We start from the raw sequence: 25,515 nt of genomic DNA on the forward strand, positions 1-25,515 counted from the left end.
GGGTAAATTTTGTGTGTAAAGGACCATTGGGCTGCGTTTTGCATGGAATATTTTAGTTACCTTTGCGCACCGAATTTATTTTCAGCCCGAGGAGGGTCCCGCAAGCGGGGATTTCGAGGGAAACCGGTTGAAAATCAGGAATTTGGGACTAAAAGTAAAAGATTCAAACTTTTTAATAATTAAAAATGGCAGACTTAAAATTTCAGAGAAACTTCGGGATTGCGGCTCACATCGATGCCGGCAAAACCACCACCACGGAGCGGATCTTACGCTACACGGGGATGATTCACAAAATCGGTGAGGTGCATGACGGTGCTGCTACTACCGACTGGATGGAGCAGGAAAAGGAGAGGGGTATCACGATCACCTCTGCGGCTGTAAGCTGCCAATGGAACTTCCCTACCGTAAAAGGTACGGCAGACGCCAATACCAAAAAATATTATTTCAATATTATCGATACTCCGGGTCACGTGGATTTCACCGTAGAGGTGGAACGTTCCATGCGTGTTCTGGACGGTCTGATCGCTCTGTTCTCTGCGGTTGACGGCGTTGAGCCTCAGTCCGAGACGGTATGGCGTCAGGCTAACCGTTATAAAGTACCGCGTATCGGCTTCGTCAACAAGATGGACCGCAGCGGTGCTGACTTTCTGATGGTTGTCAACCAGGTTCGTGAGATGCTGGGTGCGAAGGCCGTTCCCCTCCAGCTGCCGATCGGCGCTGAAGACGATTTCAAGGGTGTGGTCGACCTGATCAAGATGAAGGGTATCATCTGGCATATGGAAACGGAAGGTATGACGTTCGATGAGATCCCCGTGCCGGCCGACATGAAGGAAGAAGCTGAAGAATGGAGGGCGAAGCTCGTAGAAGCCGTTGCCGAATACGATGACAAGCTGATGGAGAAATTCTTCGATGATCCCAACAGCATCACTGAAGAGGAAATGCACGAGGCTATCCGCAAGGCTACCCTGGACCTGAGCATCGTTCCGATGATGTGTGGTTCTTCCTTCAAGAACAAGGGTGTGCAGACTGCGCTTGACGCTGTGTGCCGCTACCTGCCTTCTCCGGTCGATATCGAAGATACGCATGGTACCGACCCCAACACGGGCGAGACCCTGATCCGCAAGGCCAATGCGAAGGAGCCCTTCGCTGCGCTGGCTTTCAAGATCATGACCGACCCCTTCGTAGGTCGTCTGGCGTTCTTCCGGTGTTATAGCGGCCACCTCGATGCCGGCTCTTATGTCCTGAACGTAAGAAGCGGTAAGAAAGAGCGTATCAGCCGTATCATGAAAATGTTCGCCAACAAGCAGAACCCGATCGACTTCATCGAAGCCGGTGATATCGGCGCCGCTGTTGGTTTCAAGGAGATCAAGACCGGTGACACACTGTGTGACGAAGATCATCCGATCACGCTGGAGAATATGTTCATTCCCGAGCCTGTAATCGCGATCGCCGTTGAGCCCAAGACGCAGGCTGACGTCGACAAGATGGGTCTGGCTATCTCCAAGCTCGTCGAAGAAGATCCCACCCTCCGTGTAAATACGGATGAAGATACCGGTCAGACCATCCTTCGTGGTATGGGCGAACTGCACCTGGAAATCATCATCGACCGTATGAAGCGCGAATTCAAGGTTGAAGTTAACCAGGGCGCGCCCCAGGTTGCCTATAAAGAAGCGTTCACCAAGGCTATCCAGCACCGTGAGGTGCTGAAGAAGCAGACGGGTGGTCGTGGTAAGTTCGCCGACATCCAGTTCGAGATCGGGCCTGCCGATGAAGAGTGGCTGAAGGAGAATGAAGGAAAAGACTTCCAGTTCGTCAACGATATCTTCGGTGGTAGCATTCCCAAGGAATTCATCCAGCCGATACAGAAGGGTTTCGACAGCTGTATGGGGACGGGCGTACTGGCCGGTTATCCGCTGACCAGCATGAAGGTCCGGGTATTCGACGGTAGCTATCACGATGTCGACTCCGACGCAATGAGCTTTGAGCTTTGTGCCAAATCCGGCTTCCGTGAAGCTGGTGTAAAGGCTAAGCCGCAGCTGCTGGAGCCGATCATGAAGGTGGAAGTTCTGACTCCCGACCAGTACATGGGTGACGTGACGGGTGACCTCAACCGTCGTCGCGGTATCCTGGAAGGTATGGATAGCCGGAACAACCTGCAGGTCATCAAGGCTAAGGTGCCGCTGAGAGAGATGTTCGGTTATGTGACCGAGCTTCGCTCGATGAGCTCCGGCCGTGCTACCTCCACCATGGAGTTCTCTCACTACGCTCCGGCGCCGAACAATATCGCCGAAGAAGTGATTGCCAAGGTGAAAGGGAGAAAGGTGAATGCCTGATTTTTACCGGTAGACAACTAAATATTTCCAGCCCCGCCGTACCGGCGGGGCTTTATTTTTGATATATTAAACCTTGAAACCCCAGGATAATCCAACTGTCAAACTTAAAAACCAACATATGAAATGCAAAGCATTCGCGAACACCATCTGAAAAATCAATTTTGGGGGTGAGCAAAAAGTATGTAGTAAAGCTGATGTTTTTGGTCATGGTCCTCGCAGGGGCGGGTTCGTTGTCCGCCTCCGCACAGGTCTATGTAACGGTACGTCCTGAATGGCATCGCGTGGAAAGAAGGCCTGTGGGGCCCCGTGGTAGTGTGTGGGTCGAAGAGGATTGGGAGTACCGGGGCGGCAGGTATGTTGCCGTTGGCGGTCACTGGGTTGCGCCTCCCCATCCGGGATGGGTCTGGATCCCCGGCCGCTGGGTACACGAGCGCAGGGGCTATCAGTGGATCCCCGGCCGCTGGAGAAGGCGCTAGTCGGGTTATTTGAAAATTAAGTAAAGAAATAAGCCTGGTGTTTCAGCCAGGCTTTTTCGTTGTAATTTCCGGGCGAAAATTTTTCATTATGCGGTTGTTCGTGGTGGTTCTTGTCCTTTGTTCTTTCTGCACGGTCAGTGCTCAGCCGGGGTCTTCCAGTCTGAAATGGAATAAGGCGGGTGACGCGTACTATATGGTCAGTGGCGGAAATATCAGTCAGGCCAGTATGCTGGGTGGCGAGAAAGTGGTCGTGTCCCGCGAATGGCTTAGGCCGGAGGGGAAACCGCTGGAAATCCGGAGTTTTGCTTTTTCGGAAGACGGGAAACAGGTGCTAATCTATACAAATGCCAGGCGGGTGTGGCGGTATGATACACGGGGAGACTATTGGGTGCTGGACCTACATACGCGTGCGCTGAGGCAGGTGGGAAAGGGTCACCCGGTCTCATCGCTGATGTTCGCCAAGTTCTCGCCAGACGGCACGAAGGTGGCCTTTGTAAGCGAGCATAATTTGTATGTGGAAGAGCTGTCGACGGGGAAGGAGACCTGTCTTACGTCGACGCACGGCACCCGCAAACTGATCAACGGAACTTTTGACTGGGTATACGAGGAAGAGCTGGAATGCCGGGATGGTTTCCGGTGGAGTCCCGATGGCCGGAATATCGCCTACTGGCAGATCGATGCCAACCGGGTCAGGGACTATCTGATGCTGAACACGACCGACTCTGCCTATCCTTTGTCGTACCCGTGGAATATCCCGTGGCCGGGGAACCGGCTTCTCCTTACAGGATCGGGGTCGTGGATGTGAACACCGGAGCCAACAGGTGGATGGATATTCCTGGTGACCCTACCCAGAGTTATCTGCCGCGGATGGAGTGGGCAGATAATTCTTCGGAACTGGTACTCCAGCAGCTGAACAGGAAACAGAACGAAAGCCGGCTTCTCCTGAGCGATGTTGCGACCGGGAAGACCACACCGATCTATTCCGAGAGGGACAGCGCTTTTATCGAATGCAGGGGCGCATGGCAGGACGGGGTGATAGCGGGCTGGGACTGGATCAATGGAGGGAAAGAGTTTTTATGGGTGACGGAGAAGGACGGCTGGCGGCATATCTACCGGGTCAGCCGGGATGGAAAGAAAGAAACCCTGGTAACGAAAGGGGACTATGATATCATCCGGATCTCTTTGGTCGACGAGAAAAACAATATGGTCTATTTTATAGCCAGTCCGGAGAATGCGACGCAGAAATACCTTTTCAGGACCCGGCTGGACGGGAAGGGAGGCTGGAAAGACTGACGCCCTTGAGCCAGCCAGGGGACGCACGGATACGATATCGGTCCGGGCGGAAGATATGCGCTGCATGTCTACAGCAGTGCCAATGCGGGCGAGAAGCAGCAGTGGGTCCGGCTTCCGGGGCATGAGGTGGTGGCCACGGGGTCTTCCGGGAGTGGAGACGGACCGTCGGGGAAGAAGGTGGGAATTCTTTACCGTCAGGACGGCGAGATGGGGTCCGGATGGATGGCTGGATGGTGAAGCCGGTGCCTTTCGACAGCACGAGGAAGTACCCGGTCGTATTTTACGTTTATGGCGAGCCGGCGGCGCAGACGGTAACCGACGAGGCCGGGACCGGCAGTAATTACCTTTATACGGGGGATATGGCGGCGGACGGGTATATTTATGTCAGCCTGGACAACCGGGGTACGCCGGCTCCGAAGGGCCGGGAATGGCGTAAGTCGATCTACCGGAAGATAGGGCGGTTGAATATCCGGGATCAGGCGATGGGGGCCCGGGAGGTGCTGAAATGGCCGTTTGTGGACACGGAGCGGGTGGCGGTTTGGGGATGGAGCGGGGGTGGTTCGACGACGCTGAACCTGCTATTCCAGTATCCCGATATTTATAAGACAGGGATTGCCGTTGCGGCAGTTGACGACCAGCGGACCTATGATAATATCTACCAGGAGCGGTATATGGGGCTGCCTTCGGAGACCGCGGCGGACTATGTGGCGGGGTCGCCGATAACCTACGTTAAGGGATTGAAGGGCAATTTATTATATATTCACGGGACCGGGGATGACAACGTGCATTTTCAGAATGCGGAGCGGTTGGTGAATGCGCTGGTGAAGAGTAATAAGTTGTTTCAGCTGATGGTCTATCCGAACCGCAGTCATGGAATATTTGAGGGGGAGGGGACGCAGCAGCATCTGGCGCATTTGTACACCGATTTTTTGAGGAGGAATTGTCCTCCGGGAGGAAGGTAAGGGGTAGACCTGGGCTTAAGCGCTGGCCCGGGGGCGAGATTTTTTTAAAAAAAGGTTCGATTTTTTGGGCAATAAATAAACAAATACATACCTTTGCATCCCCGTTCGAAAAAATGGGATTTGGCTTATGTCTCAACGAATCAGAATCAAATTACAGTCATACGATCACAATCTGGTGGACAAATCCGCTGAGAAGATCGTTAAAACGGTACGTAGTACCGGAGCAAGGGTAACAGGTCCTATTCCTTTACCCACTCGTAAGAAGATCTTTACTGTACTGCGTTCGCCGCACGTCAACAAGAAGGCCCGTGAGCAGTTTCAGCTGCATACGCACAAGCGTCTTCTGGACATCTACACTTCCTCTTCGAGGACTGTAGACGCGCTGTCCAAGCTGGACCTGCCGTCCGGTGTGGATGTTGAGATCAAAGCCTGACCGGGTCTAATGATTAGACCGGGCATTGTGGCAACGATGATCTTTATGTCACGAGCAATGGTCGACAAGTTCTTTCAAAATCTATCTATAAACTCCTGGCTTCGGCCCGGATAAAATAGCGCTGGATTTGGCCCGTTTCGCTGAGGTGTGATAGTGAGTTGTGAGAGGCAGCCTGGGGAAACAAGAGGGCAAAATAAATGAGTAAACTACTTCGGGGGCCTGCGAGCAGGCCGGACGGGGTGATACATATGAACAAGCCATTCAGGGTTTGTTTACTGCCGGTACTTCTGTTCGATCCGGATCCACACAAGGTGGTAGAAGGATGACGCAAAGAAAAGGTCGGCTGCAAACGAGGGATTGAAGTTATAGATCGATGCTACATTACCAGGTAGTATGTCTATGGCCGGTCTCATACCCGATGGCATAAATTTTTAAAAGAAATGAAAGGCATTATTGGTAAAAAAATCGGGATGACCAGCATCTTCAGTCCTGATGGCAAACAAACAGCCGTCACGATCATCGAAGCGGGTCCCTGTGTCGTTACACAGGTTAAGACAAAAGAATCTGACGGTTACACTTCCCTCCAGCTGGCTTTTGGCGAAAAGAAAGAAAAGCACACTACTGCAGCAGAAAAAAATCACTTCGCAAAGTCAAGCAGCTCTCCCAAACAGTTCGTTAAAGAATTCCGCAATTTTTCCATAGAAAAGAATCTTGGTGATTCCATTACTGTTGACATTTTCGCCGAAGGCGACAAGGTCGAAGTCGTTGGTACTTCGAAAGGTAAGGGATTTCAGGGTGTCGTTAAGCGCCATGGCTTCCATGGTGTAGGCGAGCAGTCTCACGGTCAGCACGACCGTCAGCGTGCTCCCGGTTCTTTGGGTAACTCTTCGGATGCCAGCCGTGTAATGAAAGGTGTTCGTATGGCGGGCCGCATGGGTGGTGATCGTGTGAAGGTGAAGAGCCTGAAGGTCGTGAAGATCTTCCCTGAGAAGAACTACATCCTGGTCAGCGGGTCTGTACCTGGTCACAATGGAGCAATTGTTTTAATTCAGAAGTAAGTTAAGAACCATGGCGGACCCCGGTTCGCCACATAAATCGAACTACAATGCAAGCAGACGTATTAAATATAGAAGGAAAGAAGACAGGCAGAACGGTGGAGTTGCCGGAGGAGATCTTTGGGATCGAGCCGAACGACCACGTGATCTACCTGGCCGTTAAGCAATATCTTGCCGCTCAGCGTCAGGGTACGCACAAAGTGAAGACCCGTCTGGAAGTACAAGGTTCCAGCAAGAAGCTTCACCGTCAGAAGGGAACCGGGGGCAGCCGTAAGGGTAATCTGCGTAACCCGTTGTACAAGGGTGGTGGTACCATCTTTGGACCCAAACCCCGCGACTATGATTTCAAGCTGAACCGTAAGGTGAAGGATCTGGCCAAGATGTCTGCCCTGGCTCACAAGGCTAAGGAGAATGCCATCGTGGTTGTAGAAGATCTCAACCTGGAAGCTCCGAAGACTAAGCAGTTCGCTTCTGCGCTGAAGAGCCTGAACATTGCGGACAAGAAGGTTCTTTATGTATTGCCTGGCGAGGAGAGCGAGAATCTGTATCTGAGCCTGCGGAATGTGCCGACCGTAGAAGGTACGCTGCTGGCTGATATCAATACCTATGATATCGTCAATGCCCAGGTGCTGGTGTTGTCCGAGTCTGCGGCGAAGATCTTTGCTGCTGATGAAGAGGTTAAAGCCTAGGGGACCACGGGTCCACCGGCTGTAACCGAGCGAAGCGAAGGTTACGAACGAGGAGGAGCGTGGCGGAGCAGCTCCGACGAAGTTCAAATATATAAGATCTGCGACGGGGACGGGATAAATTTGAAGGAAGACCGGACACGAAGCAATTGTATAACAACTGAAAAATTATAAGAGATGAAACTCTCTGAAGTTCTAGTAAAACCGATACTGACAGAAAAGGCGAACTCCCAGCAGGACAAGCTGCGCAGGTATGCTTTCCGTGTCAACCGTAAGGCCAACAAGCTGGAGATCAAGAAGGCTGTGGAAGAATTCTATGGTGTCAACGTAATTGACGTGAACACTTCTGTAGTACCGGGGAAGAACAAGACCCGTTTCACAAAAGCTGGTTATGTTCAGGGTCGTAAGCCGGCCTATAAAAAGGCTTTGATCACTGTGGCTGAGGGTGAGACGATCGATCTCTATGCAGCAATCTAACTAATTCATTAAAGCACGCGGAGCTGATAAGTCCGCAAAAACGATAAAAAGACATGGCACTGAAAAAATACAAACCGATGACTGCCGGCACCCGCTGGAGAATCGGGAACGCCTATGCCGAGGTCACTACGGATACGCCGGAGAAGACCCTGCTGGAGAAAGTAAAGTCTACTGGTGGTCGTAACGTACAGGGTAGGAGAGCGATGCGCTATATGGGCGGCGGTCACAAGAAGATGTACCGTATCATCGATTTCAAGCGTAGCAAGAAGGGTATCAATGCGACTGTTGCGTCGATCGAGTATGATCCGAACCGTACGGCTTTTATTGCGTTGCTTAACTATGCGGATGGGGAGAAGAGGTATATCCTCGCACCCCAGGGGACTTCAGGTAGGCGCTACCGTTGCCTCGGGCGACGCTGTTGCTCCTGAGGTTGGGAATGCGCTGATGATGAAGAACATGCCGCTGGGTACCAACGTACACAATATCGAAATGCAGCCTGGTCAGGGTGGCAAGCTGGTGCGTAGCGCCGGTACTTCGGCTCAGCTGACCAACAAGGAAGAAAAATATGCCGTTCTGAAGATGCCTTCCGGCGAACTGAGAAAGGTGCTGATCAATTGCTATGCAACTGTCGGTGTGGTTTCGAACAGCGACCACTCTCTGCAGAGCATGGGTAAGGCGGGTCGCAACCGTTGGAGGGGTATCCGTCCGAGAAACCGTGGTGTAGCGATGAACCCTGTAGATCACCCGATGGGTGGTGGTGAAGGTAAGGCCTCCGGTGGTCAGCCCCGCAGCAGGAACGGTCAGTACAGCCGTGGTCTGAAGACCCGTCAGAAGGGTAAGGGCAGCGACAATCTGATCATTCAGAGGAAGAACGGTAAAAAATTAGCGAAATAATTTAACAATCAATCATGGGTCGTTCAATTAAAAAAGGTCCTTACGTAGACTCCAACCTCGAAGACAAGATCCTGGCCATCAATGAAGGTACGGCCAAGAAAGGGGTGATCAAAACCTGGAGCCGTCGTTCCACTATTACCCCCGACTTCGTGGGTCATACGCTGGCGGTGCACAACGGTAACAAGTTCATCCCCGTGTACGTGACAGAGTTCATGGTTGGACACAAGCTGGGTGAGTTTGCACCTACGCGCAACTTCAAAGGACATTCAAGTAAAAAGATCGCATAAACTCATTATAATGGAAGCAGTAGCTAAATTGAGAAATTACCCGACGTCGCCCCGTAAGATGCGCTTGCTGGCTGATGAGATCCGTGGTATGCATGTTGAGAAGGCGCTGGCCTTGCTCGAGCATCATCCGCAGCATTCGTCTACTCCGCTGCACAAGCTGTTGTGGTCTGCAGTGAAGAACTGGGAGCAGAAGAACGAAGGTCAGAGCGCGGCCGATGCCGGTCTGGTTGTTAAGACGGTTTTTGTGGATGGCGGCAGGACATTGAAGCGTATGCGTCCGGCTCCTCAGGGAAGAGGTTATCGTGTCCGTAAGCGGAGCAATCACGTAACCATCATCGTTGATTCAAAAGTCGTTTCGCAAAATTAATTGATAAAACTTATTTAATTATAAACATGGGTCAGAAAACGAATCCTATTGGGGCAAGACTCGGGATCATCCGCGGATGGGAGTCTAACTGGTATGGCAGCAAGAAAGATTATGCTACCAAGCTGATCGAGGATAACAAGATCAGGACTTACCTGAATGCCCGTATCAATAAGGGTGGGATTGCCAAGATCGTTATCGAGCGTACGCTCAATAAGCTGATCGTAACGATTCACACTTCCAAGCCTGGTATCATCATCGGTAAAGGCGGTGGTGAGGTTGACAGGATCAAGGAAGAGCTGAAAAAGCTGACGGGTAAGGACGATGTCCAGATCAATATCCTGGAGATCCGTCGTCCTGAGCTGGATGCGAACATCGTTGGGGATACCATTGCCCGCCAGATCGAAAACCGTATCAACTACAAGCGTGCAATCAAGATGGCGATCGCCTCTGCGCTTCGTATGGGTGCCGAAGGGATCAAGATCAAGGTGAGCGGTCGTCTGGGTGGTGCTGAAATTGCCCGTACGGAAGAGATCAAGCAGGGGTCGTACTCCGCTGCACACGCTGCGTATGGATATCGACTATGCGAATGTGTTTGCGCTGACTGTATACGGTAAGATCGGTATCAAGGTATGGATCTGTAAGGGTGAAGTGCTGGCGAAGAGGGATCTGAACCCGAATTTCGTCGGCGGTAAGGAAGGCGGCCTGAGCGATCGTCGTGACAGAAGGGATGGTGACCATGGACATGGGGGTCGTGATGACCGTCGTGGTGGCGGTGACCGTGATCGTCGCGGTGGTGGTGGACACAGGGATGATCGTCGTGGCGGTGGTGAGCATCGTGGAGGCGGAGATCGTCGTGGTGGTGGAGATCGCAGGCATTAATCGCATTGGTTGCGTCCGGAATGGGATGGACCGAAGTAAAAACAGATACAAGAATCTCGAAAATAATTCAAGATGTTACAACCGAAAAGAACAAAGCATAGGAAAGCACAGAAGGGTCGTATCCGCGAGGTGGCTAAGAGGGGTGACACGATCTCTTTTGGTTCGTATGCTTTGAAATCGCTGGAAGCGATCTGGCTGACAAACCGCCAACTGGAAGCTGCCCGTCAGGCTTTGACCCGCGCAATGAAGCGTGAGGGAAATGTCTGGATCCGCGTTTTCCCTGACAAGCCAATTACCAAGAAGCCTCTTGAAGTGCGTATGGGTAAAGGTAAAGGTAACCCTGAATACTGGGCTGCAGTAGTCGAGCCGGGTCGTATCCTTTTCGAAGCTGACGGCGTACCGCTGTCGGTAGCGAAAGAAGCCCTTGAGCTGGCTGCGCAGAAGCTACCGATCAAGACGAAGTTCATTGTTCGTCGTGACGTAGTAGCCTAAACGACCCGGAAGGGAGTTGGTGGCCGGAGGCCGCAGATATTAGCGAAGACCGGGGCCCGGTGGAACGAAATATAAACTAGTAAAAAGACTATACGATGTCAAAGAGAATCGATTTTGTAAATAGCCTGAAGGACCAGAATGAAGCTGATCTGAAGGCCCGTATCCAGGAAGACGAGTTGCGCCTGAAGAAGCTGGAGTTTGCGCATGCTATTTCTCCGCTGGAAAATCCGATGAGCATTCGCTCTTTGAGAAAGGATGTTGCCCGCCTGAAGACGGCGCTGGCGCAGAAGAAAACTAAGTAAAAGAATTGCCGTGCTGCCCCACCGGGCGTAAAGCGGCCGTAATAAAAGCAAAAAGCTAAAAAAATGGTTGAAAGAAATTTGCGCAAAACAAGGATCGGGGTGGTACAGAGCAATAAGATGGACAAGACCATCACTGTGGCTGTTGAGCGGAAAGTGAAGCACCCCATCTACGGTAAATTCGTAAAGAAGACTACCAGCTTCCATGCACACGACGAGAAGAATGAGTGCACGGTTGGAGATATCGTGAAGATCATGGAAAGCCGCCCGCTGAGCAAGACGAAGCGCTGGCGTCTGGTGGAAGTCGTTGAAAAGGCGAAATAACAAAGCAGATATTAATTATATTTTTCGGGCCGTGATGCGGTCCGGCTCTAAAAGCTAATAAAATGATTCAGCAAGAAAGCAGATTAAATGTAGCTGATAACAGTGGTGCCAAGGAAGTATTGTGCATCCGGGTATTGGGTAACAGCGGGCAGGATTATGCCGGCATCGGTGACAAGATCGTTGTCACGGTTAAGGATGCATTGCCTTCCGGCGGGATCAAGAAGGGTACCGTTGCCAAGGCGGTTATCGTGAGGACCAAGAAGAAATTACGTCGCAAGGATGGCAGCTATATCAGCTTCGACGACAATGCTGTGGTATTGCTGAATGCTTCCGACGAGCCCCGCGGTACGCGTATCTTCGGACCTGTCGCAAGGGAACTGCGTGACAAGGGCTATATGAAGATCATCTCTCTCGCACCTGAGGTGTTGTAGTATTAATCTAATGGCCTCGCTGGTGTGCGGGGGAAAAACATAAACAAATGATCAACAGATTTAAACCCAAGTTCAATATTAAAAAAGGTGATAGCGTGGTAGTCATCACCGGTGACGATAAGGACCCCAAGAAGGCCCGGAAAGTCCTCGGAAGTTTATCCCGACAAGGCGAAGGTCCTGGTCGAGGGGGTGAACATTGTGACCAAGCACACCAAGCCTTCCGCACAGAACACCAAGGGTGGTATCGTGAAGAAGGAAGCTCCCATTGCCATTTCCAACATTATGTTGTGGGATGCCAAGGCTGGCGCCGCCACGAAGGTTAAGCGCAGCAGGGAGAACGGGAAATTAGTTCGCATCGCTAAAAAATCAGGGGAGGTTATCAAATGAGTACTGTAAAATACACTCCGCGTCTGGCAGACAAGTACAAGAAAGAGGTTGTACCTGCCCTTATGAAGAAGTTCGGCTATGCTACAATCATGCAGGCGCCGAAGCTGGAAAAGATATGCATCAACCGCGGTGTTAACGGCGCCGTCACCGACAAGAAGCTGGTGGAAGTAGCCGTTGACGAGCTGACGATGATCACCGGCCAGAAAGCTGTGACCACTCAGTCCAAGAAGGATATCTCGAACTTCAAGCTGCGTAAGAACATGCCGATCGGTGCGCGTGTTACGCTGCGTGGCGAGAAGATGTTCGAATTCCTGGACCGTCTGGTATCTACGGCCCTGCCCCGTGTACGTGACTTCAAGGGTATCAACGAGAAGTCGTTCGATGGCCGCGGTAACTATACGCTGGGTATCACCGAGCAGATCATCTTCCCGGAGATCGATATCGACAAGGTGAACAAGATCACCGGTATGGATATCACTTTCGTGACCACTGCCGGTACCAATGAGGAAGCGTACGAACTGCTGAAAGAGCTGGGTATGCCTTTCCGCAACATGCGCAAAGAAGAGCAGCAATAATTAAAATAATAAACGTAATAAAACATGGCTAAAGAGTCTGTAAAGGCTAGACAAAGAAAAAGGGAAGCGCTGTCGGCAAAGTTTGCTGAGAAGCGCGCCGCTTTAAAGGCCGCCGGTGACTATAAAGCACTGGACCAGTTGCCCAGGAACGCGTCTCCTGTAAGGCTGAAGAATCGCTGCCAGTTGACTGGCCGTCCCAGGGGATATATCCGTTATTTCGGGATCTCCAGGGTTATCTTCCGTGATATGGCCCTCGCCGGCAAGATCCCGGGTGTGAAGAAAGCGAGCTGGTAATATTTCCCCTACGGGGTGAGGATATCGCATTGTAAAATTTTTTTGATCATCTTTTTTAATTGTAGATAGACAATGGTTACTGATCCAATAGCAGATTTTCTGACAAGAATCCGGAATGCGCAGATGGCGAATCACCGGATCGTCGAGATCCCGGCTTCCAACCTGAAGAAGCGTATGACTGAAATACTGTACGACAAGGGGTATATCCTGAAGTACAAGTTCGAGGATGATACCAAGCAGGGTGTTATCAAGATCGCATTGAAATATGATCCGGCTACCAAGGAGCCCGCGATCAAGTCTCTGGAGAGAGTCAGCCGTCCGGGTCTGCGTCAGTACGCGAGCCCCGCTGAATTCCAGCGCGTGAAGAATGGTCTTGGTGTATCGATCATCTCTACCTCCAAGGGTGTAATGACGGACAAGGAAGCGAAGCTGCAGAATGTCGGCGGCGAAGTGCTTTGCTATATTTATTAGTCGAACGGGCCTGCTGCTTATAGCAGCAGGCCATTGTAATATAAAAGCTTCCGGTACATTAAGCCAGTACCTATACAGGCTGACCGGCCGGCGGCGGGAATTGAATAACAATCATCTAATTAATTGAACTAATTATGTCACGTATAGGTAAACAGCCGATCGTCCTCCCGAAGGGGGTAACCGTAACGGTAAGTGCGGACAACGTATTGACAGTAAAAGGTCCCAAGGGGGAACTCAAGCAGACTATCGACCGCGATATCAAGGCGGAAGTAAAGGACGATCATCTGACGTTCACGCGTCCAACTGATCAGATCCGTCACCGGGCGCTGCATGGTCTGTACCGTGCGCTGGTGCAGAATATGGTGAAGGGTGTTACGGATGGATACAAGAGGCAGCTGGAGCTGATCGGGGTAGGTTTCAAAGCCTCCAATCAGGGCAATATCCTGGACCTGGCTCTGGGTTATTCTCACAATATCATTTTCGAGATCCCGAAAGAGCTGAAGCTGGCTACTTCCCAGGAGAAAGGGGAGAACCCGAAGATCACCCTGGAGGGTATCGACAGGCAGCTGATCGGTCAGGTTGCGGCCAAGATCCGCGGTCTGCGTAAGCCTGAGCCGTACAAGGGTAAGGGTGTACGTTATGTGGGTGAGGTGGTACGTAAGAAGGCTGGTAAGTCTGCGGGTAAATAGTCTGCGGCGCGGCTTTAAATAAATTTTAAAATACGCTCCCTGGCTGGAATCAGGGGGTTCAAATAGAGAAAAAATGGTTACGAAAGCAATCAGAAGACAAAAGATCAAGTTCCGTGTCCGCAAGAAGATCGCGGGTACGGCTCAGCGGCCGAGACTGTCGGTATTTCGCAGCAACGGCGATATTTACGCACAGCTGATCGACGACGACGGCGCCAGGACGCTGGTGTCTGCTTCTTCCCGTGATAAGGATATCGCGGCTCAGAAGGGTACGAAGTCCGAGCAGAGCAAGCTGGTTGGTGCGGCTATCGCACGCAAGGCTGTCGAGCTGGGGTTGAAGGACGTGATCTTCGACCGTGGCGGTTATCTGTATCATGGTCGTGTCAAGGCTCTGGCAGACGGCGCCCGTGAAGGTGGCCTGCATTTTTAATCAGTAAAGTAATTTTGTAAAAAGCTTCGTAAATAATTACAATGTCAAAAGTTATCTTAAACAGAGTTAAAGCCGGTGACCTGGAACTGAAGGAAAAGGTGGTTGCTATCAATCGTGTGGTAAAGACGACCAAGGGTGGCCGGGCATTCAGCTTCTCTGCATTGGTGGTAGTCGGAAATGAGAACGGCGTCGTCGGTCACGGTCTGGGCAAAGCCAAGGAAGTACAGGAAGCGATAACCAAGGGTATCGAAGATGCGAAGAAGAACCTGATCAAGGTTCCGGTGATGCATGGCACTATCCCTCATGACCAGCTGGCCAAGGAAGGCGCTGCGAAGGTGCTCATCAAGCCCGCCGCTCATGGTACGGGTGTGATCGCCGGAGGCAGTATGCGTGCGGTGCTGGAAAGCGCCGGTGTAACGGACGTACTGGCGAAGTCGCTGGGTTCCGCCAACCCCACAACGTGGTCAAGGCTACGTTCAAGGCGCTGGCGATGCTGCGTGAGCCTATCAATGTCAGCCGGACCCGTCATATCTCATTAAAGAAAGTTTTTAACGGATAATACCCGATAATATCGAATTATTATGGCAAAGATCAAGATCACACAAGTAAAGAGCGGCATCGACCGTCCTGAGCGTCAGAAGCAAACCCTGCGCGCGCTGGGTCTGAAGAAGATGCATGCTACCAAAGAAGCTGGAAGCTACTCCGCAGATACTGGGTATGGTCCGTACGGTGGAGCACCTGGTGAAAGTCGAGGAAGTAAAGTAATTATTCTGTTCGCGGGCCTTTCCGGTCCGCTCGCGAGGGGCGATTCCCCGTTAAGTAAAAATCAACAACAATGAATTTACACACTATCAGGCCTGCAAAAGGCGCAACGCATAAAGAGAAACGTTTAGGCCACGGTGAAGCTTCCGGTAAGGGTGGTACTTCTACCAAGGGTAACAAAGGTGGACAGAGCCGTGCTGGTTATCAGCGCAAAATGGCTCACGAAGGTGGTCAGATGCCTATCCAGAGAAGAATCCCCAAGCGTGGTTTCAGCAATATTCACCGGGTAGAATATAAAGTGTTCAACCTGGGCCAGATCGAGCAGCTGGCCGAGAAGTACGGTATCACGGAATTCACTCCTGAAAATCTGTATATCAATGGTTTAATCGCTCAGACCGATCGCGTCAAGATCCTGGGTAACGGCGAGCTGAAGAGCAAGCTGACCTTCAGGGTGAATGCAGTGAGCGGGAAGGCTAAAACGGCTATCGAAGCTGTCGGCGGAACAGTCGAAATTTTGAAATAATTTTTATGTAGCTTTACAGACGCATCGGAGTGGTGCGTCTTTTTGGCTTTGGTGCCGGAGGCGAAAAAAATTACGTGTTTATTAAACTTACACATTGTTCCCGTGAAGAAACTCATACAGACACTACGAAATATATGGAGCATCGAGGATCTTAAAAGCAAGATCATCGTGACGTTGACTTTGTTATTCGTATACCGGTTTGGCACGTACATCGTGCTGCCGGGTATCGATCCGAACAAGCTGAGCGCGCTCAGCGGTAACGCAAAGGGCGGGGCGCTCGGTCTGATCGACGCTTTCTCCGGTGGGGCCTTCTCTCAGGCGTCCATTCTTGCGCTGGGGATCATGCCTTATATCTCCGCTTCCATCTTCATGCAGCTGATGACGATCCTGATCCCACAGATGCAGAAGGTACAGAAGGAAGGAGCCAGCGGTCAGAAGAAGATCAACCAGTGGACCCGTTACCTGACCGTGATCGTGACCTTCGTGCAGGCTTATGCCTATGTCACCTATCTGAAGGGACTTGGAAGGGAAGCGATCGTCGACTCTTTCAGCACTTATTTCTGGCTGACCACTCCGATAGTCCTTACTGCAGGTACTCTGTTCGTCATGTGGCTGGGTGAGAAGATCACGGATAAAGGACTTGGAAACGGTACGTCCCTGATCATCATGATCGGGATCCTTGCCCGTCTGCCCCGCAGCTTCGTCCAGGAATGGAACGCGAAGCTCGCCAAGGGTACGGGTGGCATACTGATCTTTGTGATCGAAGTTTCGGTGCTGATCGCCATCATCATGGGTCTGATCATTCTGATCCAGGGTGTACGCAAAGTGCCCGTTAACTACGCCAAGCAGATCGTGGGTAACCGCCAGTTCGGTGGCGCCCGTCAATTCCTGCCGCTGAAAGTCAACAGCGCCGGTGTAATGCCGATCATCTTTGCCCAGGCGATCATGTTCCTTCCGACCATCTTCGCCAGCTTTGACTCGACGAAAGGCCTTGCCCGGCTGTTCTCCGACCCCCGGGATTTCATCCATATGCTGATCTATGGTGTGATCGTGATCGGTTTCACCTTCCTGTATACGGCACTTATCTTTAACCCGAAGCAGATCGCTGATGACCTGAAGCGGAACAACGGATTCATCCCGGGCGTAAAGCCTGGCCAGCCTACGGCGGACTATATCGGTTCGGTCATGGACAAGATCACCCTCCCCGGCGCGTTTCTGCTGGCACTGGTGGGTATCCTGCCTGGTTTTGCACAGCGTCTGGACATCACCCAGGGTTTTGCTTCCTTCTTCGGCGGCACTTCGCTGCTGATCATGGTCGGCGTTATCCTTGATTCTCTGCAACAGATTGAAACTCAGTTGCTGATGCGTCAGTATGATGGTCTGATGAAGAGTGGACGGATACAGGGACGTCAGTCGTCTGTGGCGAGCTCTGTGATCTAGGATAGTTTGACAGAACAGATAAACATTTTTATATTTAACCTGTTAGGTAATAAAGCCTAACAGGTTTTTTTACTAAGACATGATTCATTACAAAACAAGCACCGAGGTCGAGTTAATGCGGGACAGCGCCCGGTTGGTCAGTAAGACGCTTGCAGAGGTCGCCAAGGTGCTGAGGCCTGGGGTAACGACCCTCGAGCTGGACAAGCTGATAGCTGAATTTATCCGGGACAATGACGCGATCCCATCCTTCCTGAACTATCACGGGTATCCATTCTCTTCGTGCATCTCCGTCAATGACGTGGTGGTACACGGATTCCCCAATGAACAGCCGCTGAGAGAGGGTGATATCATCTCGGTGGATATCGGGGTGATCAAGAAGGGCTGGCATGGCGACCATGCCTATACTTTTGCGATCGGAGACCCGGGGCCTGCGGTGATGCAGCTGATACGGGTGACGAAGGAATCGTTGTATAAAGGCATTGAAAAGGCTGTAGCCGGCGGCAGGGTTGGTGATATCGCTTATGCTATTCAGGAGCATACGGAGAAGAAATATGGCTATGGCGTTGTGCGCGAGCTGGTGGGGCATGGTCTGGGTAAAAGCCTTCACGAAGAACCGCAGGTACCCAACTATGGCCGCAGGGGCACGGGCGCGAAGTTGAAGGAAGGCCCGGTGCTGGCGATCGAGCCGATGATCAATCTTGGGAAAAGGGAAGTATATACGGAGAGTGACGGCTGGACCGTGCGAACGAATGACCACAAGGCCTCCGTGCATTTTGAGCACGATGTGTGCGTGAGGAAGGGACAGGCAGATATACTTTCGGATTATAGTATTATAGAAGCGGAGGAGATCCTGAATCCGCATTTGTTTACGGTTCAGGCGGCGCCGATGCCATCTTAATAGCTGCCCCTCTCCGAGGGGCTTTTTTTATGAGTAAAAGACTGATCATTGTTGGTGGCGGCGCCGCGGGAATATTTTGTGCTGTCAACGCGGCGCGCAGGGCTCCCGGCCTGAAGGTGATGGTGCTGGAGAAGACGGGTAAGCTATTGAGCAAGGTGAAGGTGAGCGGCGGCGGGAGGTGTAATGTCACGCACGCATGTTTTGACATTGGAGAGATGGCCGAGGAGGTATCCCAGGGGCGGGCATTTTGTGCGGAAGGCCTTTCACCGATGGTTCACGAGTGATACTATAGAATGGTTTAGGGAGAGGGGAGTGGAGTTGAAGAGGGAGGAGGATGGGAGGATGTTCCCCGTGAGTGATGATTCGCAGACTGTTATCGATTGTTTGATGAAGGAGGTGAACAGGTATGGGGTGGAGATCTGGCAGCATGCTGAGGTGGTTTCGGCGGTTGCCGGGGGGATGGTGCCGGGGTTGCCCCGGGTGGTGGTGCCGGGGTTGTTGGGGGGAAGGATGGTGCCCGGGGTGGTGGCCCGGGTTTTCGCCTCGTTTTGAAAGATGGGCGCGTGCTGGAGGCGGATTTTGTTTGCGTTGCGTGCGGGGGGTATCCGAAGTCGGAGATGTTTGAATGGATCCGGAGATTGGGGCATACGGTAGAGGAGCCCGTACCGTCTTTGTTTACCTTTAACATGCCGGGTGATCCGATCACGCGGCTGATGGGCGTGTCGGTGCCGGAGGCGCAGGTAAAGATCGTAGGGAGCAAATTGACGGAAAAGGGCCCTTTGCTGATAACGCACTGGGGGATGAGCGGTCCGGTTGTTCTGCGGCTCTCGGCCTGGGGCGCGAGGGGAACTGCCGGGGGCGGGTACAAGTTTCAGATACAGGTCAACTGGGTTCCCGATCATAGCGAACAGGCGGCGCGTGAGCGGATGCAGGACATGCGCTACGAGCGGGCGGCGCAAATGGTAGGAGGGAAAAACCCCTTTGGACTTCCGCAGCGGCTGTGGGAGTATTTTTTGACTGCGGCCGGTGTCGGAGAAAGCGTTCGCTGGTCCGACCTGCCATCGAAGGAGCAGAATAAGCTGGTGAGTTTGCTTTGTGCAGGCGGGTTTACCGTTGGGGGAAAGACTACCTTCAAGGAGGAGTTTGTGACGGCGGGAGGGGTTCGGCTATCGGAGGTGGACCCGTCGAGTTTTCAGAGCCGGAAGGTGCCGGGGTTGTTTTTTGCGGGAGAGACGCTGGATGTGGATGGGATAACGGGGGATTCAATTTTCAGCATGCGTGGACGAGTGGATGGGTGGCGGCGGATACAGTGGTGGGGTTGGCGGACGATTGTGCTGGTGACAGTTTTTGTCGATGATCCGGAGGCATTGATGGCCAAGGCTTTAGCTGCGGGTGCCGGGGAGCTGAACCGCGAGCGCGCGGCGACTCCGGGATGGTGTTGAAATCAGCCGATTTTTTCGTATCTTTGCAGCCCCGAATCAAAAACTTCGGGGTTTTATTATGTCTGAAAATAATATTGTTAACTCAAACGCTGAATCACAGGAGACTCCGGAAGCTGGCGACTGCTACTGCCGAGGCTACAGCGACACCAAAAGTACCTGCGTTCGTGCAGACTCCGCATGACGATTTTGATTGGAGCATTGACAAAAGGAACGTAGCTGTGTACACCAAGGAAGAAAAAGAAAAGTATGACAAGGTGTATGAGAATACGTTCGTAGCTATCACCGACGGTGAGCTGGTTAAGGGCCTGGTTGTGGGTCTGACCAAGACGGACGTGGTAGTCAACATCGGATTTAAGAGCGATGGTCTGGTGTCCCTGAACGAATTCCGCGATCTCGCTAATCTGAGGACTGGCGACGAAGTGGAAGTAATGGTTGTCGAGAAGGAAGACCGGGAAGGTCATCTGCACCTCAGCCGCAAGCAGGCCCGTATCACGCGTGCATGGGAAAGGATCGTGGAAGTACACAAAACCGGCGAAGTGGTTACTGGTACGGTTACCAGCAAGACCAAGGGTGGTCTTATCGTCGACGTATTTGGTATGGAGACGTTCTTACCCGGTAGCCAGATCGACGTCAAGCCCGTTACGGACTACGATCAGTTCGTCGGCAAGACTATGGAGTTCAAGGTCGTCAAGATCAACGAAGCGATCAAGAATGCTGTCGTATCTCACAAGGCCCTTATCGAAAGCGATATCGAAGCACAGCGTGCAGAGATCATCAGCAAGCTGGAGAAAGGACAGGTACTGGAAGGTACGATCAAGAATATCACCGATTTTGGTGCGTTCATGGACCTCGGCGGTCTGGACGGTCTGCTGTATATCACGGATATCAGCTGGGGACGTATCAGCCATCCGAGCGAGGTGCTGAAGCTGGACCAGAAACTGCAGGTTGTAGTTCTGGATTTCGACGACGGCAAGAAGCGTATCAGCCTTGGTCTGAAACAGCTGACTCCGCATCCGTGGGACGTGCTGCCTGAGACTATCAAGGAAGGCGAGATCGTCAAGGGGCGTGTTGTCAATATCGAAGACTACGGTGCGTTCCTGGAAATCATGCCGGGCGTAGAAGGTCTGGTTCACGTGAGTGAGATCACCTGGGCGAATACTCCGATCAACGCGAAGGAATTCTTCAAACTGGGCGACGAGCATCAGGCGAAGGTGGTTACCCTCGACAAGGAAGCCCGCAAGATGAGCCTGTCCATCAAGCAGCTCAGCGAAGATCCCCGGAACACGATCGAGCAGAAATTCCTCAGGGCAGCCGTCACAACGGTCTGGTGAAGAACATTACTCCCTACGGCGTATTCGTGGAACTGGCTCCTGGCATCGGTGGTATGATCCATATCAGCGACCTGAGCTGGCTGAAGCGTTTCAATCACCCGTCCGAGTATACGAAGGTTGGTCAGCACATCGACGTGATGATCCTCGGTATCGACAAGGACAACCGCAAGCTGCAGCTTGGACACAAACAACTGGAAGAAGATCCCTGGAATGCTCTGGAGGAAACCTTCTCTGTTGGTAGCGTCCACGAAGGTCTTGTTATCCGTAAGGACGACAAGGGCGCCATCGTACAGCTGCCTTATGGTCTCGAAGGCTTTGCCCCCAACCGTCACCTTAACAAGGAAGATGGCAAGCAGGTACAGGCTGACGAAACGGCTCCGTTCATGGTGATCGAGTTCGATCGCAATGAAAAGCGTATCGTTCTGTCTCATACCCGCATCTGGGAACAGGTGAAGACTGAAGAGAAGGAAGCTGCGAAGAAGGAAGCAAGGGTTGATGCCGATAAGACGCGTAAGGCTGTCAAGAATATCCAGAGCAAGGTTGAGAAGCCGACGCTTGGTGATCTTGGAGCTTTGGCTTCTATCAAGGAGAAGCTCAAGCAGGAGGAGAAGGATCAGAATCAGGGTGGAGAAGGTGCTGCGCACTAATTAGTGTAACGCTGAAAATACAAGGTCCCGGTGCTAACCGGGACCTTTTTTATTTAATTATGGGCCTTCGGCCGGCGAACTCGGGGTTCGCCCCGGAGGGCGGCGAGGTGGTCGTCGTTGAATTCGAGGAGGGAGTTTAGTTTGAGGTCGGCGGCGCCCCATTTGGGGAGGTGGGACTGGTCGGGGACTGGAATGGAGACGCATTTCATGCGGGCGGCTTTGGCGGCGATGAGGCCGTTGAAGGAGTCTTCGAAGGCCAGGCACTGGAGGGGGTTGGCGTTGAGGGCGCGGATGCAGTCCATGTAGACCTGGGGATGGGGTTTGCCGTAGGGAAGGTGTTCTGCGGAGGCGACGGTTTCGAAGTAGTTGCCGATCTTCAACTTGTCTACGACGACGTGAACGAGGGAGAGGGGAGAAGAGGTGGCCAGGCCGATGTGGAATTGCTTTGCCGTGAAGTATTCCAGCGCTTCGTGGACCCCGGGGAGGGGGGCGGCGTTTGTCAGGATCTTTCCGATAACGTTTTTGTGGAGGGCTGCTTCGGCGGCGGGGATGGTCGCCTTGTCGATCCCGAAGTGGGTGAACCAATAGTCCAGCCATTCGCGGGTGCGGAGTCCTGTAGTGTGGTGGTACTGGACGGGAGTCAGGGTAACGTTGAACTGGAGAAGTGTTTCCATACCGGCCTCCTGCCAGCAGGGTTCGGAGTCAATGAGGAGCCCGTCCATATCGAAGATAACAGTATTGAGTTGCATAGGGCTCAAAGTTAGTGAGATGAGATGACTCTGTAGTCCAATAGTTTTGCGTACATTCGAAGCTGGCGATGAAACGCCAATACACGTGATGGTTCCACTGAGAGAACGTTTGAAGGGCTTTCGCCTTGTGCGCAAGCTGGTATATGCCATTGTGGGGATGATTTCTTACCCCGGACTGACAATTGTGAACCGTCTAAAGATCAGCGGGACGGAAAATTTACGCGAATTGCCCAGGGGCAATGTCCTTTTTGTCAGCAATCACCAGACTTATTTTGCGGATGTGATCACTTTCCTCCATATATTTTGTGCGGTCAAATGGAGGAAGAAGAACAGGCTAGGCGTGCCTTATTATCTGCTCAACCCTTTCACAAACGTATATTATGTAGCGGCGGAAGAAACGATGAAGGCTTCGTGGGTGAGCCGTCTTTTTACGATGGCCGGCGCCCTGACGGTAAAGAGGACCTGGAACAGCGGAACCTCTGAAGTACGTAAGGGATTGGATCCTTCCGATACGCGGAAGATATTCCGGGCGCTGGAGAGCAGCTGGGTGATTACTTTCCCGCAGGGCACGACGAAGGCCTTTGCGCCAGGACGAAAGGGTACCGCTCATATCATCAAGCAACAGCGTCCCATCGTGGTGCCTGTGGTCATCAGCGGATTTTGGCGCGCGTTCGACAAGAAGGGGCTCAAGTTTAAGAAGAAAGGAGTGCAGTTGTCTGTAACGTTCAAGGAACCGCTGAATATCGACTATGAGGCCCCGGTGGAGGAGATCCTGGCTCAGGTGATGGACGCCATCGAACAGAGTAAGAAATATATGATGAAGGGGGCGCATCACTGGACCGACCGGAGGGAGGTCGCGACGCGATAGCGGCGCAGATATCGGCCCCGGTATAGCCGCCGCTTGCGGTGGCGTGGCGGAGGATGGAGGCTGGACTTTCGAGTTTGCAAAAACGGGTTTTATGAAAAGGATACTCCTAATCTGTCCGTTGCCCTTTTTGCTGTTATTGTTTGTTTCATTAAGGATGGGTCCGCGGGAGCGTTTGGAGGGAGAGGCTGTGGGATGCGGGCCTGGGTCTGCCGGGGCGGACGCCGGGCCGGATGCCGGTGGACGTTATGCTCCAGCGTTCAAAGGCTGGGGACACTATCAATACCGTATTTCCACTGCCGACGACAGCGCGCAGTATTATTTCGATCAGGGGCTGAGCCTCTATTACAGCTATCATCTTAAGGAATCGCTCGCGTCATTCCGCGAGGCCGCGGTCAAGGACAGCAATTGCGCCATGGTTTACTGGGGGCAGGCGCTGGCTATGGGCCCCTATTACAATGACACTTATTACTACAAGGAGCCGGCGCAGGTATTGCCGGTACTGGCGCGGATGCGGGAACTGTCCGGCGCCGCTTCCGCGAAGGAGAAGGGGCTGATCGCTGCGCTCGCTGAGAAATATTCGGAAGATACGACGGACAGCCGCAGGATTGCGCTAAACAGGGCCTATTCGGAGCATATGAAGGCCCTGATGGGCGATTATCCCGAAGACCTGGACATAAAAGCGCTTTATATCGACGGGGTAATGGTCGAGCATGCCTGGGATATGTGGGACGGAGAAGGGAATTCAAAAGCCTGGACGCCGGAACTCGTCAACTTTTGTAAGGCCATCCTTGCCGTCAACCCGGATCATCCAGCCGCCCTCCACTACCATATCCATCTGCTGGAGGCCTCGCGGCATCCGGAGGAAACGCTTTCAAGCGCCGACCGGCTCAAACGCGAAATGCCAGGCGTCGCGCATATGGTGCATATGGCGAGTCATTCCTATCAGCGTGCCGGGTTATTCGGAAAGGGCGTGATGGTCAATGATTCGGCGAGCGCGGCGCAACTGGGTTATTTGGGAATGGCTCCGCAGCTGCATCTTACGCCGAGGGTCATACACTATTATGCGGTAGAAGCTTATTGCGCGATGACCGGCGGAATGTATGAGAAGGCCATGCAGGCGGGAGCGCAGTGTGAGCAGATCGTCACGGCAGGGGCTACGGGCGCGCCTCCCGGGCTTTATCTGCAGTATCTGTATATGATCCCCGTCGTCGGACAGGTGAGGATGGGCAGGTGGCAGGAAATACTTGACAGGGCTTTGCCGGATCGGCGTTGGGTGAATGCAAGGCTTCTCAGCGATTTTGCGAGGGGGATGGCTTTTGTGCGAACGGGGCGCACGGATGATGCGCAGCGTTGTCTCGACAACCTGCGGGAGCGTCTGAAGGATCCGGCGCTAAGGGTGCGGCGACTGCCGGGGAATGCGCCTATTGAGGGAGCATCCGTTGCGGCGGGCATCCTGGAAGGAGAGCTGCTTTTTTCTCAGAAGAAGGCCGATGAGGCGGTCGCCGTCCTTGGCCGCGCGGTTCAGCGGGAAGATGCCATGGCCTACTCCGAGCCGAAGGACTGGTTATTACCAGCCAGTGCAGTATCTGGGGGCAAGGCTACTGCAGTTGGGGAGGCCGGCGGATGCAGAGAAGGTCTATCGCGAAGATCTGGTGCATAACCCGGGATGCGGATGGTCGCTGGTGGGTTTGGCGAAGAGCGTTGAAGTGCAGCATAAGGAAGGTGCGGCGGAATACAGGGCCCGGGCACGGGAGGCGTTCGGGCAGGCGGAGGTGGTGCCGGTGGCTTCGGTGTATTGAAGTTTACGACTTGAGGAAGAAAGCCTTTAACTCACCGGCGTCTTCGGGTTTCATCTTTCCGCCGAGGATGAGGCGCAGTTGTCGTCTGCGAAGGGCTCCGTCGTACATGCGTCGCTCTTCGTCTGTTTCGGCGATGAGTTCGGGGACGAGGCGCGGGCGGCGGTTGGGGTCAAGCGCGACGAAAGTGTAGTAGGCCTCGTTGCTCTTATATTTATATTGCTGTGTATGGTCTTCGCCCCAGACCTTCATGTGTACTTCCATCGAGGAGTTGAAGGCGCGGCTGACCCTTGCTTCAATGTGTACGACGTTGCCGAGTTTTATGGGGTTTTCGAAGGAGATGTTGTCGACGGAGGCGGTGACGACCGGGGCGTTGCAGTGTTTGCCGGCGGACAGGGCGGCGGCGATGTCCATCCAGTACATGAGGCGGCCACCCATGAGGTTGCCAAAGACGTTGGTATCATTGGGCAGGACCAGCTCGGTCATAATGATCAGGGATTCTTTGGACGTTTTTGCCTGGGTTTTCAT

General features: G+C 52.8%; 38 protein-coding genes and 2 pseudogenes. 37 read left to right on the forward strand and 3 right to left on the reverse strand.

Annotation, left to right across the window (positions count from 1 at the left end):
- Positions 1-185 precede the first annotated feature (185 nt).
- The 5 genes and pseudogenes from fusA to rpsJ all read left to right on the forward strand — a co-directional run bounded on the left by fusA (position 186) and on the right by rpsJ (position 5,497).
- Complete coding sequence (fusA, locus tag ACQ86N_RS08170) at positions 186-2,333, forward strand: elongation factor G (protein WP_431214726.1); 2,148 nt, start codon at positions 186-188, stop codon at positions 2,331-2,333.
- 167 nt (positions 2,334-2,500) lie between these two features.
- Positions 2,501-2,809 (forward strand): hypothetical protein, encoded by a 309-nt coding sequence (locus ACQ86N_RS08175; RefSeq protein WP_431214727.1) that lies wholly within the window; start codon positions 2,501-2,503, stop codon positions 2,807-2,809.
- 226 nt (positions 2,810-3,035) lie between these two features.
- A pseudogene (locus tag ACQ86N_RS08180) lies at positions 3,036-4,102 on the forward strand (DPP IV N-terminal domain-containing protein).
- Positions 4,103-4,320: 218 nt separating this feature from the next.
- A complete protein-coding gene (locus ACQ86N_RS08185) occupies positions 4,321-5,064 on the forward strand; it encodes an alpha/beta hydrolase family protein (RefSeq protein WP_431214728.1) in 744 nt (247 codons plus the stop codon).
- 127 nt (positions 5,065-5,191) lie between these two features.
- A complete protein-coding gene (gene rpsJ / locus ACQ86N_RS08190) occupies positions 5,192-5,497 on the forward strand; it encodes a 30S ribosomal protein S10 (RefSeq protein WP_431214729.1) in 306 nt (101 codons plus the stop codon).
- Positions 5,498-5,769: 272 nt separating this feature from the next.
- Here rpsJ and ACQ86N_RS08195 read toward each other — a convergent pair whose 3' ends face one another.
- Positions 5,770-5,910, reverse strand: a complete 141-nt coding sequence (locus ACQ86N_RS08195; RefSeq protein WP_431214730.1) for a hypothetical protein — start codon at positions 5,908-5,910, stop codon at positions 5,770-5,772.
- Positions 5,911-5,937: 27 nt separating this feature from the next.
- Here ACQ86N_RS08195 and rplC point away from each other — a divergent pair, with 27 nt between their 5' ends.
- The 29 genes and pseudogenes from rplC (at position 5,938) to ACQ86N_RS08340 (ending at position 21,574) form a co-directional block, all read left to right on the forward strand.
- A complete protein-coding gene (gene rplC / locus ACQ86N_RS08200; RefSeq protein ID WP_431214731.1) occupies positions 5,938-6,555 on the forward strand; it encodes a 50S ribosomal protein L3 in 618 nt (205 codons plus the stop codon).
- 47 nt (positions 6,556-6,602) lie between these two features.
- Complete coding sequence (gene rplD / locus ACQ86N_RS08205) at positions 6,603-7,241, forward strand: 50S ribosomal protein L4 (RefSeq protein ID WP_431214732.1); 639 nt, start codon at positions 6,603-6,605, stop codon at positions 7,239-7,241.
- Positions 7,242-7,415: 174 nt separating this feature from the next.
- Positions 7,416-7,715: a 50S ribosomal protein L23 gene (gene rplW / locus ACQ86N_RS08210; protein ID WP_431214733.1), complete on the forward strand. Its 300-nt coding sequence runs from the start codon at positions 7,416-7,418 to the stop codon at positions 7,713-7,715.
- 53 nt (positions 7,716-7,768) lie between these two features.
- On the forward strand, positions 7,769-8,143 hold the full coding sequence (locus ACQ86N_RS08215) for a hypothetical protein (RefSeq protein WP_431214734.1): 375 nt from the start codon (positions 7,769-7,771) through the stop codon (positions 8,141-8,143).
- A complete protein-coding gene (gene rplB / locus ACQ86N_RS08220) occupies positions 8,061-8,609 on the forward strand; it encodes a 50S ribosomal protein L2 (protein WP_431214735.1) in 549 nt (182 codons plus the stop codon). The genes ACQ86N_RS08215 and rplB overlap by 83 nt, the downstream gene beginning before the upstream one ends.
- A gap of 14 nt (positions 8,610-8,623) precedes the next feature.
- Positions 8,624-8,896 (forward strand): 30S ribosomal protein S19, encoded by a 273-nt coding sequence (rpsS, locus tag ACQ86N_RS08225; RefSeq protein ID WP_431214736.1) that lies wholly within the window; start codon positions 8,624-8,626, stop codon positions 8,894-8,896.
- Positions 8,897-8,906: 10 nt separating this feature from the next.
- Positions 8,907-9,263: a 50S ribosomal protein L22 gene (rplV, locus tag ACQ86N_RS08230; RefSeq protein ID WP_431214737.1), complete on the forward strand. Its 357-nt coding sequence runs from the start codon at positions 8,907-8,909 to the stop codon at positions 9,261-9,263.
- Between the two features lie 26 nt (positions 9,264-9,289).
- The gene (gene rpsC, locus ACQ86N_RS08235) at positions 9,290-9,877 is read left to right on the forward strand and encodes a 30S ribosomal protein S3 (RefSeq protein WP_431214738.1); all 588 of its coding nucleotides are present in this window, start codon (positions 9,290-9,292) and stop codon (positions 9,875-9,877) included.
- Positions 9,831-10,142, forward strand: coding sequence for a hypothetical protein (locus ACQ86N_RS08240; protein ID WP_431214739.1), 312 nt, complete (start codon positions 9,831-9,833; stop codon positions 10,140-10,142). The genes rpsC and ACQ86N_RS08240 overlap by 47 nt, the downstream gene beginning before the upstream one ends.
- Positions 10,143-10,214: 72 nt before the next feature.
- Complete coding sequence (gene rplP, locus ACQ86N_RS08245) at positions 10,215-10,634, forward strand: 50S ribosomal protein L16 (protein WP_431214740.1); 420 nt, start codon at positions 10,215-10,217, stop codon at positions 10,632-10,634.
- A 95-nt stretch (positions 10,635-10,729) separates the two neighbouring features.
- Positions 10,730-10,936 carry a 50S ribosomal protein L29 gene (rpmC, locus tag ACQ86N_RS08250; RefSeq protein WP_431214741.1) on the forward strand — a complete coding sequence of 69 codons (207 nt, stop codon included), beginning with the start codon at positions 10,730-10,732 and terminating at the stop codon, positions 10,934-10,936.
- Between the two features lie 78 nt (positions 10,937-11,014).
- Entirely contained in the window at positions 11,015-11,257 is a 243-nt protein-coding gene (rpsQ, locus tag ACQ86N_RS08255; RefSeq protein WP_431214742.1) for a 30S ribosomal protein S17, read from the forward strand.
- 62 nt (positions 11,258-11,319) lie between these two features.
- On the forward strand, positions 11,320-11,688 hold the full coding sequence (rplN, locus tag ACQ86N_RS08260) for a 50S ribosomal protein L14 (RefSeq protein ID WP_325587660.1): 369 nt from the start codon (positions 11,320-11,322) through the stop codon (positions 11,686-11,688).
- Between the two features lie 111 nt (positions 11,689-11,799).
- On the forward strand, positions 11,800-12,075 hold the full coding sequence (gene rplX / locus ACQ86N_RS08265) for a 50S ribosomal protein L24 (RefSeq protein WP_431214743.1): 276 nt from the start codon (positions 11,800-11,802) through the stop codon (positions 12,073-12,075).
- Entirely contained in the window at positions 12,072-12,650 is a 579-nt protein-coding gene (gene rplE / locus ACQ86N_RS08270; protein WP_431214744.1) for a 50S ribosomal protein L5, read from the forward strand. Before rplX ends, rplE begins: the two co-directional genes overlap by 4 nt.
- A 24-nt stretch (positions 12,651-12,674) precedes the next feature.
- Positions 12,675-12,944 (forward strand): 30S ribosomal protein S14, encoded by a 270-nt coding sequence (gene rpsN, locus ACQ86N_RS08275; RefSeq protein WP_431214745.1) that lies wholly within the window; start codon positions 12,675-12,677, stop codon positions 12,942-12,944.
- Between the two features lie 72 nt (positions 12,945-13,016).
- Positions 13,017-13,415 (forward strand): 30S ribosomal protein S8, encoded by a 399-nt coding sequence (gene rpsH / locus ACQ86N_RS08280; RefSeq protein WP_431214746.1) that lies wholly within the window; start codon positions 13,017-13,019, stop codon positions 13,413-13,415.
- A gap of 134 nt (positions 13,416-13,549) precedes the next feature.
- Complete coding sequence (rplF, locus tag ACQ86N_RS08285) at positions 13,550-14,104, forward strand: 50S ribosomal protein L6 (RefSeq protein ID WP_431214747.1); 555 nt, start codon at positions 13,550-13,552, stop codon at positions 14,102-14,104.
- 73 nt (positions 14,105-14,177) lie between these two features.
- Positions 14,178-14,531 carry a 50S ribosomal protein L18 gene (rplR, locus tag ACQ86N_RS08290; RefSeq protein WP_431214748.1) on the forward strand — a complete coding sequence of 118 codons (354 nt, stop codon included), beginning with the start codon at positions 14,178-14,180 and terminating at the stop codon, positions 14,529-14,531.
- A 41-nt stretch (positions 14,532-14,572) separates the two neighbouring features.
- A pseudogene (gene rpsE, locus ACQ86N_RS08295) lies at positions 14,573-15,090 on the forward strand (30S ribosomal protein S5).
- A 22-nt stretch (positions 15,091-15,112) separates the two neighbouring features.
- A complete protein-coding gene (locus tag ACQ86N_RS08300; protein ID WP_431214749.1) occupies positions 15,113-15,370 on the forward strand; it encodes an uL30 family ribosomal protein in 258 nt (85 codons plus the stop codon).
- A complete protein-coding gene (gene rplO / locus ACQ86N_RS08305; protein ID WP_431214750.1) occupies positions 15,367-15,816 on the forward strand; it encodes a 50S ribosomal protein L15 in 450 nt (149 codons plus the stop codon). Before ACQ86N_RS08300 ends, rplO begins: the two co-directional genes overlap by 4 nt.
- Positions 15,817-15,918: 102 nt before the next feature.
- Complete coding sequence (gene secY, locus ACQ86N_RS08310; protein ID WP_431214751.1) at positions 15,919-17,256, forward strand: preprotein translocase subunit SecY; 1,338 nt, start codon at positions 15,919-15,921, stop codon at positions 17,254-17,256.
- A gap of 79 nt (positions 17,257-17,335) precedes the next feature.
- Entirely contained in the window at positions 17,336-18,154 is an 819-nt protein-coding gene (gene map, locus ACQ86N_RS08315; RefSeq protein ID WP_431214752.1) for a type I methionyl aminopeptidase, read from the forward strand.
- Positions 18,155-18,183: 29 nt separating this feature from the next.
- A complete protein-coding gene (locus tag ACQ86N_RS08320; protein WP_431214753.1) occupies positions 18,184-18,438 on the forward strand; it encodes an NAD(P)/FAD-dependent oxidoreductase in 255 nt (84 codons plus the stop codon).
- Complete coding sequence (locus ACQ86N_RS08325; protein ID WP_431214754.1) at positions 18,338-18,706, forward strand: NAD(P)/FAD-dependent oxidoreductase; 369 nt, start codon at positions 18,338-18,340, stop codon at positions 18,704-18,706. The genes ACQ86N_RS08320 and ACQ86N_RS08325 overlap by 101 nt, the downstream gene beginning before the upstream one ends.
- Before the next feature lie 11 nt (positions 18,707-18,717).
- The gene (locus ACQ86N_RS08330) at positions 18,718-19,596 is read left to right on the forward strand and encodes an aminoacetone oxidase family FAD-binding enzyme (RefSeq protein WP_431214755.1); all 879 of its coding nucleotides are present in this window, start codon (positions 18,718-18,720) and stop codon (positions 19,594-19,596) included.
- A gap of 218 nt (positions 19,597-19,814) precedes the next feature.
- Positions 19,815-20,927: a 30S ribosomal protein S1 gene (locus tag ACQ86N_RS08335; RefSeq protein WP_431214756.1), complete on the forward strand. Its 1,113-nt coding sequence runs from the start codon at positions 19,815-19,817 to the stop codon at positions 20,925-20,927.
- Positions 20,924-21,574 (forward strand): S1 RNA-binding domain-containing protein, encoded by a 651-nt coding sequence (locus tag ACQ86N_RS08340; RefSeq protein WP_431214757.1) that lies wholly within the window; start codon positions 20,924-20,926, stop codon positions 21,572-21,574. The genes ACQ86N_RS08335 and ACQ86N_RS08340 overlap by 4 nt, the downstream gene beginning before the upstream one ends.
- A 53-nt stretch (positions 21,575-21,627) precedes the next feature.
- Here ACQ86N_RS08340 and hxpB read toward each other — a convergent pair whose 3' ends face one another.
- Positions 21,628-22,323, reverse strand: coding sequence for a hexitol phosphatase HxpB (hxpB, locus tag ACQ86N_RS08345; protein WP_431214758.1), 696 nt, complete (start codon positions 22,321-22,323; stop codon positions 21,628-21,630).
- 88 nt (positions 22,324-22,411) lie between these two features.
- Here hxpB and ACQ86N_RS08350 point away from each other — a divergent pair, with 88 nt between their 5' ends.
- The 3 genes from ACQ86N_RS08350 to ACQ86N_RS08360 all read left to right on the forward strand — a co-directional run bounded on the left by ACQ86N_RS08350 (position 22,412) and on the right by ACQ86N_RS08360 (position 24,990).
- Entirely contained in the window at positions 22,412-23,191 is a 780-nt protein-coding gene (locus tag ACQ86N_RS08350; protein ID WP_431217321.1) for a lysophospholipid acyltransferase family protein, read from the forward strand.
- A 91-nt stretch (positions 23,192-23,282) separates the two neighbouring features.
- Positions 23,283-24,851, forward strand: a complete 1,569-nt coding sequence (locus ACQ86N_RS08355) for a hypothetical protein (protein WP_431214759.1) — start codon at positions 23,283-23,285, stop codon at positions 24,849-24,851.
- A complete protein-coding gene (locus ACQ86N_RS08360; RefSeq protein WP_431214760.1) occupies positions 24,844-24,990 on the forward strand; it encodes a hypothetical protein in 147 nt (48 codons plus the stop codon). The genes ACQ86N_RS08355 and ACQ86N_RS08360 overlap by 8 nt, the downstream gene beginning before the upstream one ends.
- A 3-nt stretch (positions 24,991-24,993) precedes the next feature.
- Here ACQ86N_RS08360 and ACQ86N_RS08365 read toward each other — a convergent pair whose 3' ends face one another.
- The gene (locus ACQ86N_RS08365; protein ID WP_431214761.1) at positions 24,994-25,515 is read right to left on the reverse strand and encodes an acyl-CoA thioesterase; all 522 of its coding nucleotides are present in this window, start codon (positions 25,513-25,515) and stop codon (positions 24,994-24,996) included.

The organism is Puia sp. P3 (assembly GCF_050632245.1).
Lineage (GTDB): Bacteria > Bacteroidota > Bacteroidia > Chitinophagales > Chitinophagaceae > Puia.